Source organism: Uliginosibacterium sp. sgz301328, from assembly GCF_041807905.1.
In the GTDB taxonomy this organism is placed as follows: domain Bacteria; phylum Pseudomonadota; class Gammaproteobacteria; order Burkholderiales; family Rhodocyclaceae; genus JBGVSA01.
Genome location: NZ_JBGVSA010000021.1, coordinates 59,796 through 68,602, shown reverse-complemented (window position 1 = coordinate 68,602; position 8,807 = coordinate 59,796). Strand labels below are relative to the sequence as shown.

General features: G+C 62.3%; 7 protein-coding genes. 6 read left to right on the top strand and 1 reads right to left on the bottom strand.

Annotation, left to right across the window (positions count from 1 at the left end; genetic code table 11):
- Positions 1–541 precede the first annotated feature (541 nt).
- Positions 542–2,266, bottom strand: a complete 1,725-nt coding sequence (gene araD / locus ACDA63_RS15545; RefSeq protein ID WP_373664189.1) for an L-arabinonate dehydratase — start codon at positions 2,264–2,266, stop codon at positions 542–544.
- A gap of 272 nt (positions 2,267–2,538) precedes the next feature.
- On the opposite strand from araD, the gene ACDA63_RS15540 reads away from it, so the two are divergent.
- The 6 genes from ACDA63_RS15540 (at position 2,539) to ACDA63_RS15515 (ending at position 8,754) form a co-directional block, all read left to right on the top strand.
- On the top strand, positions 2,539–3,255 hold the full coding sequence (locus tag ACDA63_RS15540) for a FadR/GntR family transcriptional regulator (protein WP_373664188.1): 717 nt from the start codon (positions 2,539–2,541) through the stop codon (positions 3,253–3,255).
- 52 nt (positions 3,256–3,307) lie between these two features.
- Positions 3,308–4,249, top strand: a complete 942-nt coding sequence (locus ACDA63_RS15535) for an SMP-30/gluconolactonase/LRE family protein (RefSeq protein ID WP_373664187.1) — start codon at positions 3,308–3,310, stop codon at positions 4,247–4,249.
- Between the two features lie 337 nt (positions 4,250–4,586).
- On the top strand, positions 4,587–5,558 hold the full coding sequence (locus ACDA63_RS15530) for a TRAP transporter substrate-binding protein (protein ID WP_373664186.1): 972 nt from the start codon (positions 4,587–4,589) through the stop codon (positions 5,556–5,558).
- A gap of 87 nt (positions 5,559–5,645) precedes the next feature.
- Positions 5,646–6,134, top strand: a complete 489-nt coding sequence (locus tag ACDA63_RS15525; RefSeq protein ID WP_373664185.1) for a TRAP transporter small permease — start codon at positions 5,646–5,648, stop codon at positions 6,132–6,134.
- Positions 6,125–7,405, top strand: coding sequence for a TRAP transporter large permease (locus ACDA63_RS15520; protein ID WP_373664184.1), 1,281 nt, complete (start codon positions 6,125–6,127; stop codon positions 7,403–7,405). The genes ACDA63_RS15525 and ACDA63_RS15520 overlap by 10 nt, the downstream gene beginning before the upstream one ends.
- A gap of 374 nt (positions 7,406–7,779) precedes the next feature.
- The gene (locus tag ACDA63_RS15515; RefSeq protein WP_373664183.1) at positions 7,780–8,754 is read left to right on the top strand and encodes a TRAP transporter substrate-binding protein; all 975 of its coding nucleotides are present in this window, start codon (positions 7,780–7,782) and stop codon (positions 8,752–8,754) included.
- Positions 8,755–8,807: the final 53 nt, after the last annotated feature.

Here is an 8,807-nt window from a genome sequence, read left to right as displayed (position 1 = left end):
GCACAGCGAGACACACCCAATGAAGAGGCCCTAGCTCCACGCATATCGAGGTGTTTGCTATGGCCGGCCCCTTTTGAGCCGCCGAGCAACGCAGGCAAGTCAGGTTGCCCGCGTAGCGGGTCGGCGAGGACTGTCTGAGGAGCGTAGCGACGAGTTCCGCAGCCGCCTGACTTGACGAGTAGCGCAGGGGACCAGCCGCAGGCTGGCGGCGATGCAGGGGTCGCTTTCTTGGTGACTTCTTTGTCGATAACAAAGAAGTCACTCGCCCGCCGGGGCGAACTCCCGGCCGTCGGGCATCAGCAGTCGCGACTGCCCCAAGAATAGCGAAGCACTGCGCAAGAGAGTCCCCTCGGCGAGGCTACCGTCGAGCAACAGAGGCCCAAGCAGGAAGGAGCCATTCTCGCTGCACGCTGATCAATCCATTCGCGACTACTTGAGGCGCGTCTTCGGGGCGTCTGCGTCAGCACTTACGAACCGTTGGGAGGCGCATTGCGCCAACCAAGGCCGCGCCCCAAAAGCGGGCGAGCGCATCACCCGCCCATCAGTGAATCTCCGGATCTTCCGTCGGAGCCGTCCCTTCCAGGAAATCAAAATCACATCCCTCATTCGCCTGGGTGATGTGCCCCTCGAACAAAGCCCCATACCCCCGCGCATAACGCGGCTCCGGCGCTTTCCATTCGGCTTTCCGGCGCGCCAGTTCCCCTTCGTCGACCAACAGATCGAGACGCCGGGCCGGTACGTCCAGACAGATCAGGTCTCCGTCGCGAACCAGCGCGAGCGGCCCGCCGATCCATGATTCCGGCGCGACATGCAAAACGCATGCGCCGTAGCTGGTGCCGCTCATGCGGGCATCCGAAATGCGCACCATGTCCTTCACGCCCTGCGCCAGCAACTTCTTCGGGATCGGCAACTGTCCCCATTCCGGCATGCCCGGGCCGCCTTGCGGGCCGGCGTTGCGCAAGACGAGGACGGTGTCGGCGGTGACGGGCAGGTCCGGGTCGTCGACACGCACGGCCATGTCGTTGTAGTCGTTGAAAACCAAGGCGGGGCCGGTGTGGCGCAGCAGGTGCGCTTGCGCGGCGGGTGGTTTGATGACAGCGCCATCGGGCGCCAGTGAGCCGCGCAGTACGGCGATGCCGTCGCGCTCGACCAGCGGGTTGTCGAGCGGGCGGATGACTTCGTCATTGAAGACGTCTGCGCCGGCGATGTTCTCGCCCAGCGTATGGCCGCTGACGGTCGGGGTGTCGAGTACCAGCAGATGCGCGATGCGCGCCAGCAACGCGCGCAATCCGCCTGCGCAGAAAAAGTCTTCCATCAGGAAGCGGCCGGCCGGTCGCAGGTCGGCGATGACGGGGGTGCGCTGCGCCAGTGCGTCGAAGCGCTCTGCGGTCAGATCGATGCCGGCGCGGCGGGCCATGGCGACGAGGTGGATGATCGAGTTGGTCGATCCGCCCAATGCCAGCACGGTGGTCACTGCGTTGTCGAAGGCGTCGGCGGACAGGATGCGCGCAGGCGTGAGGTCTTCCCAGACCATGTCGACGATGCGGCGTCCGGTCTGTGTCGCCATGCGCGCGTGGGCCGAGTCCGCAGCCGGAATCGACGCGGCGCCTGGCAGCGTGAGGCCGAGCGCTTCGGCGGCGCTGGTCATGGTCGACGCCGTGCCCATGGTCATGCAGTGTCCGGGTGTGCGGGCGATGCCTTCTTCGACTTCCATCCAGGTGGGTTCGTCGATCTCGCCGGTGCGCAGCTTGTCCCAGTACTTCCAGGTGTCGGAGCCCGAGCCCAGCGTCTGCCCACGGAAGTGCCCGCGCAGCATCGGCCCCGCCGGCATGAAGATGAATGGCAGTCCCATGCTGAGCGCGCCCATGATCAGCGCGGGGGTGGTCTTGTCGCAGCCCCCCATGAGGACGGCCCCGTCGATCGGGTGCGAGCGGAGGAGTTCTTCGGTCTCCAACGCCAGCAGGTTGCGGTACATCATCGTCGTGGGCTTCTGGAATGGCTCGGACAATGACATCGCAGGCAGTTCGACCGGGAATCCGCCCGCCTGCCAGATGCCGCGCTTGACCTCTTCGGCCCGCACGCGAAAGTGGCTGTGGCATGGGTTGATGTCGCTCCAGGTGTTGACGACGGCGATGACGGGTTTGCCGGCGTAGTCGCCGCGCTCGAAACCCATCTGGGCGGTGCGGGAGCGATGGCCGAACGCGCGGAGATCCTTGGCGCCGTACCAGCGATGGCTGCGGAGCTGTTCGGGGGTCTTTTTGGTCATGGTATGACGGGATTGTGGCGGAACGCTGCGCCGATGGTGTCGGTGCGGGTCGGGCTTGTCAAACGCATTCTGGTGCGATGTTCGCCCGCCAAATAGTGGGTTGGTGCGGCTGCGATCGCCGATGTCGCAGGCCCCGGTGCATGTCGGCGCGTTGCGCTGCTCGCCATGACGTAGAATCCGGCGGTTGTTGCGGAGTGGGTTACAAATCGAATAGGTGTCAGGCAAAATCCGCCGAACGCTCAGCGCCTCGAGCACCTAAATAGGGAGACGACATGGCCGATTACCAGCCCGGCAAGAGAGCAGCAGGAGTCAATCGCGTCGATACGGTGTATGCCGGCATCATCGAAGCGATGTCCAATGGGGACTATCCGGAGCAGAGCCGCCTTCCGACCGAAACCGAACTGGCTCAACAGTACGGCGTGTCGCGGCCGACCGTGCGCGAGGCCCTGTCGCGGCTGCGCCTGGATGGATTGATCGCGTCTCGACGCGGCTCGGGCAGTTATGTGCTGCGGCGGCCTGATCGCAACATCAAGCGCTTCGCGCCCATCGAGAGCCTTGCCGATGTGCAGCGCTGCTTCGCTTTCCGTATCGCGCTGGAATCTGCAGCGGCCGGGCTGGCGGCTGAATTGCGCACGCCGCGCGACCTCGAAGAGATCCGCCGTGCCCTGGAGCAGCTCGACCGCGTGCGCGAGTCCGATCTCGGCGTGGACGAGGATCGCGACTTCCATGTGTCCATTGCGCGCGCCTCGCAGAACGTCTTTTTCGTTACGGCGCTGGAAATGATCGCCGATCAGATGCGCGTGGCGATGCAACTGTCGCGCAGCCTGTCGCTCGAAAAAAGCCGTAGCCGCCGCGAGCTGGTGCAGGCCGAGCATCGCGAGATCGTTACCGCCATCGAAAAAGGCTCGGCGACCGATGCCGCGGAAGCCATGCGCCTGCACCTGGGCAACGCGCGGCGCCGCCTGTTCGAAGGACCGCAATCGCAATAGCAGGCGCTGACCGGCGCCATGCCGGTCACTGAGACGACCGTCACGCAATGAAGTGGCGGCGATCGACATTCCCTCCCCGGAGCCGCACATGAACCCCCGCCGCCTGGCCTTGGGCCCGGAGTCCGCCATTGCGCCGCAGTTTCGATGCGCAACCGGCGAGAGCCCGCTATGGCATCCCGCCGATCAGGCTTTCTATTGGGTCGATATCCCGGCCGCCACCATCCACCGTTTTCGGCCGGCCGACGGGGCGATGGCGCAGTGGCGCCTGCCCGAAGTCGTCGGCTGCATCGCCCGCCGATCCGGTGCGGGCGAACTGATCGCCGCTTGCGAGCGGAGCATCTTCGCCGTCGATCTGGACGACGACGCGGGCGTGCGGCTGCGCAGGCTTGCCAGCTTTGATATGCCGCTGGCCGGCATGCGTTTCAACGACGGCCGTTGCGATCGGCAAGGACGGTTCTGGGTCGGCACCCACCTGACGGGGCCGCAACGGCGTGCCGTCGGCGAGATGCTGCGCCTCGACGGACGGGGCCTGCAGCGCACCGGCATCGATGGGCTTGCCGTGCCGAATGGCCTGGCCTTCAGCCCCGACGGCCGCACCATGTACCTGTCGGATGCCGCCGCCGAGTCGCGCACAGTATGGGCGTTCGACTACGACATCGATGAAGGCGTGCCATCGAACAGACGGGTGTTCATCGACATGGCCAGGTATGGTGGCCGCCCCGACGGAGCGGCGGTGGACGCCGACGGCTGCTACTGGATCTGCGCCATCGACGCTGGATGCGTGCTGCGCTTCACCCCGAGCGGCAGGCTGGACACGACGCTCGATCTGCCGACCCGCACGCCGACCATGCCCGCCTTTGGCGGCGCTGCCATGAGCACGCTCTTGCTCACATCGCTCGCCCGCAAGACGGAGAACGACGATTGGGCCGGGGCCGTGTTTCTTTCCGAAATGCCTGTGCGAGGCCTGACGGATGCGTTCTTTCGCGATAACTAACTAGTTAGAAGGCGAGTGTTGTACTTGCCTTGCGTCGTGTCAGATTGTGCTGCTGACGATAGCGATCTCTCATGCACGCAGAAGCCGTTTCTGATGTTTGGATCGTAAATCTCACTTGTATACAGGCTTTCCCTAGGGTCTTTGGGGGCCAGTTTTGAATCAATTTTGATAATTCGCAAAGAGGCGCAGTTTATGGGCGCGCGTAACAGTCTGTAAGGATTGTTTGCGGAAATTTTTCTGCACAATTAATCCGCGTCGCGTGGAGCATTGTGCGACACCCCCGCTTTTTGTGATGACCATGAAGCCGTGCAAGCGGCATTTGATGGAGACAAGATCGATGCGTATGAAGTATCTGGTGGCCGCCGTGATGGCCGTGGGTCTGGTGAACGGTGCCGTTGCCGCTGACAAGATCGTTCTCAAAGTATCCGAAATCTGGGGCGAGGATTACCCCAACACCAAGGCGCTGCGCTGGATGAGCGACCAGCTGGCCAAGAAGTCCAACGGGCGTATCGAACTGCAGGTCTACTCCAACGGTACGCTCGGTACCGAGAAGGAAGTGATCGAGCAAGTGAAGATGGGCGCGCTGGCCATGGCACGCGTGCCGGGCAACCTGATGAACAACATCTGCCCTGAAACCCTGGTGCCCAGCCTGCCGTTCCTGTTCCGCTCGGTCGACCATATGCACAAGGCCCTTGCCAGCCCGGCTGGCGAGAAGATCCTGCACTCGTGCGATGCCAAGGGCTACATCGGCCTGGCGTACTACGATAGCGGTACGCGTTCGATCTACTCCAAGAAGGAAGTCAAGACGCTGGCCGATACCAAGGGCATGAAGCTGCGCGTTCAGCAGTCCGACCTGATGGTGGCGATGGCTCAGGCCATGGGTGCCAACCCGTCGCCGATGCCCATGGGCGAGGTCTACACGGGCCTGCGCACCGGCCTGATCGACGCGGCGGAAAACAACTACCCGTCGTACGAAAGCGCCAAGCACTTTGAGTCGGCTCCGTTCTACAACAAGACGGAACACCTGATGAGCCCGGAAATGGTGATCTTCTCCAAGCGTATCTGGGACAAGCTCACGCCGGCCGACCAAAAGCTGATCGCCGCGACCGCCAAGGAGTCGACCGATGTTCAGCGCAAGCTCTGGGACGAGCGCGAGAAGCAATCGTATGACATCGTCGTCAAGGCCGGCGCCAAGATCGTCGACGTCGACAAGAAGCAATTCCAGGATGCCATGAAGCCCGTCTATGAAAAATTCATGACCACTCCGGAACTGAAGTCGCTGGTCAAGCAGATTCAGGACGTCAAGTAATTAACGCTGCCCAGTAAGCAGTAGCACGCCCGGCCGGGTTCTCCGGCCGGGTCTTTACCCCCCTTGTTTCAAGGAAGGATTCCGCAGATGTATACAAAGATCTGCGCAACGATCTCGCGCGTCTGTCTGAAGATCGCGACGGTCGGGCTCGGGCTCGTCATTCTGTGCGTGCTCTATCAAGTGTTCGGTCGCTACGTGCTCAACGACACGCCGACCTGGGCCGAAGCGCTGGCGCTGTTGCTGGTGCTGTATGTGACCATGTTCGGTACCGCCGTGGGCGTGCGTGACGCCGGCCACATCGGCATGGAGTCGCTGCTGGCGATCTGCCCGCAACCCTACAAGACCTGGCTGGAAATCTTCATCCACGGTCTGGTTGCGTTCTTCGCCCTTTGCATGACTTACAACGGTGCGTTCCTCGCGTCCGAAGGGATGGACATTCTCATCCCGACGCTGCCGCTGCCCGAAGGTCTCTACAACATTCCGATCACGCTCGCTGGCGTTCTGATCTTCATGTTCTCCATCGAACACATCATTGCGCTCGTACGCGGCACCGAGGTTGAACCGTCATGGCACTGACAATTCTCTGTTTGAGCTTCTTCGGCGCGCTTGTCCTGGGCGTGCCGGTGGTGTTCGCCATCGGTCTGTCGGCGGTGGCAACGATCCTGTACGAAGGCCTGCCCATGGCCGTGGTCTTCCAGAAGATGACCGGCGGCATGCAGGTGTTCACGTTCCTGGCCATCCCGTTCTTCATCATGGCCGGTGAGCTGATGCTGCTGGGTGGCATCGCCGAACGCATCGTCAACTTTGCCAAGGCGATCATCGGCCACGTGCGTGGCGGCCTGGGCATGGCGAACGTGGTGGCCTGTACGCTGTTCGGCGGCGTGTCCGGTTCGCCGGTGGCTGACGTGTCGGCCATGGGCGGCGTGCTGATCCCGTCGATGAAGCGCGAAGGCTATGACGCCGACTACGCGGTGAACGTGACGACCCACGCGGCACTGGTGGGCGCGCTGATGCCGACGTCGCACAACATCATCATCTACACGCTGGCGTGCGGCGGCATGGCTTCGGTGACTTCGCTGATCCTGGCCGGTATCGTGCCGGCGCTGATCCTGATGGTGTGCAACTTGGCGGCGGCCTATTACGTTGCCATCAAGCGCGGCTACCCCTCGGGTACGTTCCCGGGTTGGTCGCAGGTGTGGCGCACCCTGGGTTCGGCCATGCCGGGTCTGTTCGTGGTGGTGATCATCGTGGCCGGTATTCTGTCCGGCGTGTTTACGGCAACCGAGTCGGCCTCCGTCGCGGTGCTGTATGCACTGCTGCTGACCACGCTGGTGTACCGCAGCCTGACCTTCGATCAGTTCGTGAAGGCTCTGGCGCACACGGTGAAGAAGACCGGCGTGGTGCTGGCGCTGATCGGTATTTCGGCGACCTTCGGTTACTTCATCGCCTACTACCAGATCGCCGAAATGACCGGCAACCTGCTTGGCGCGATGACCAGCAACCCCTGGATGATCTTCTTCATGATCAACATCATCCTGTTCCTGCTGGGCACGTTCCTCGACATGGCGCCGACGATCCTGGTGTGCACGCCGATCTTCCTGCCCATCGCCATGAAGTACGGCATGGACCCGGTGCAGTTCGGCATCATGATGCTGCTCAACTGCGCGCTCGGCCTGAACACGCCGCCGGTGGGCACCACGCAGTTCATCGGTTGCGCGATCGGTGAAATCTCGGTCGAAAAGGTCATGAAGTCCATCCTGCCGTTCTACACGGCGCTGGCTGCGACCATGTTCGCCGTGACCTTCATCCCGGCCGTGTCGATGACGCTGCCGCGACTGTTCCACTAAGCGCGTAAGCGCTTGGCGACAGAACGCCCCGTCCTCGCAAGAGGCGGGGCGTTGTCGTTTGTGCGCAAGCCCGCTCCAAGGGCGTTTGCGGGCGCGTACTACCGGTAAACCCGTAATTTTTTCAAGCAGATATGCCCGATATGGCATGGCGCCATATCGGGTTTCTTTTATTTGTTCTGCTGATGGTCAAATAAACGTAGTTTTCCGTAAAAGGCGTGTTATCTTTTCGCCGCCTCGGACTTGTCAGTTTTTTGTGACGTTTGACGTCATGCGTTCTGACAACTCCGACTGAAGATCCCAACGGAGAGCAGCCGTACGCACGGCTGGTGGGGGTCCATTCGTTCTGGCAAGTCCTATCGAAGGAGACTTACAACATGATGCGTGTTTCAAAAATCGTCGCCGCCCTGCTGACCGTCGGTTGCATGGGTACGGCCATGGCCCAACAGAAGATCGAACTGCGTGCCTCCGACATCTGGGGCGACGACTATCCGACTGTGAAGGCGCTGCGTCACATGGGCGAACTGCTGTCGGAACGCACCAAGGGTCGCCTGTCGATCAAGGTGTACAGCAACGGTTCGCTGGGCAACGAAAAGGAAGTGCTGGAGCAGGTCAAGATCGGCGCGCTCGACATGGTTCGCGTCAACATCTCGCCGCTGAACAACATCTGCCCGGACACCATGGTGCCGGCACTGCCGTTCCTGTTCCGCTCCATCGATCACATGCACAAGGCGCTGGACGGCGCTCCGGGCGAGAAGATCCTGACCGCCTGTGAAAGCCAGGGCTACGTCGGGCTGGCTTACTACGACAGCGGTGCGCGCTCGATCTACGCCAAGAAGCCGATCAAGTCGCTGGCCGACACCAAGGGCCTGAAGCTGCGCGTGCAGCAGTCCGACCTGTGGGTGGCCGTGGCCCAGGCCATGGGTGCCAACCCGACGCCGATGGCGATGGGCGAGGTCTATACCGCGCTGCGCACCGGCCTGATCGACGCCGCCGAAAACAACATTCCGTCGTGGGAATCGGGCAAGCACTTCGAAGTGGCCAAGATCTTCTCCAAGACCGAGCACTCGATGGCGCCGGAAGTCGTGCTGATTTCCAAGCGCGTGTGGGACAAGCTGTCGCCGGAAGACCAGAAGCTGGTCAAGCAAGCGGCCAAGGATTCGGTGCCCTACAACCGCAAGCTATGGGCCGAGCGTGAAGAAGCTTCGCTGAAGATCGTGACCGCTGGCGGCGGCACCATCGTCGAAGTCGACAAGAAGCCGTTCCAGGACGCCATGAAGCCGGTCTACGACAAGTTCGTGACGAGCGATTCGCAGAAGGCTCTGGTCAAGGCCATCCAGGACATCAAGTAATTCAATCGTCGTAGCGTCAAGCCCGGCCAGGTTCTCTGGCCGGGTTTTTTTCA

Excerpts from the sequence above, each read along its gene's own strand:
- araD (WP_373664189.1), bottom strand. The coding sequence starts at position 2,266 with ATGACCAAAAAGACCCCCGAACAGCTCCGCAGCCATCGCTGGTACGGC.
- ACDA63_RS15540 (WP_373664188.1), top strand. The coding sequence starts at position 2,539 with ATGGCCGATTACCAGCCCGGCAAGAGAGCAGCAGGAGTCAATCGCGTC.
- ACDA63_RS15530 (WP_373664186.1), top strand. The coding sequence starts at position 4,587 with ATGCGTATGAAGTATCTGGTGGCCGCCGTGATGGCCGTGGGTCTGGTG.
- ACDA63_RS15525 (WP_373664185.1), top strand. The coding sequence starts at position 5,646 with ATGTATACAAAGATCTGCGCAACGATCTCGCGCGTCTGTCTGAAGATC.
- ACDA63_RS15520 (WP_373664184.1), top strand. The coding sequence starts at position 6,125 with ATGGCACTGACAATTCTCTGTTTGAGCTTCTTCGGCGCGCTTGTCCTG.
- ACDA63_RS15515 (WP_373664183.1), top strand. The coding sequence starts at position 7,780 with ATGATGCGTGTTTCAAAAATCGTCGCCGCCCTGCTGACCGTCGGTTGC.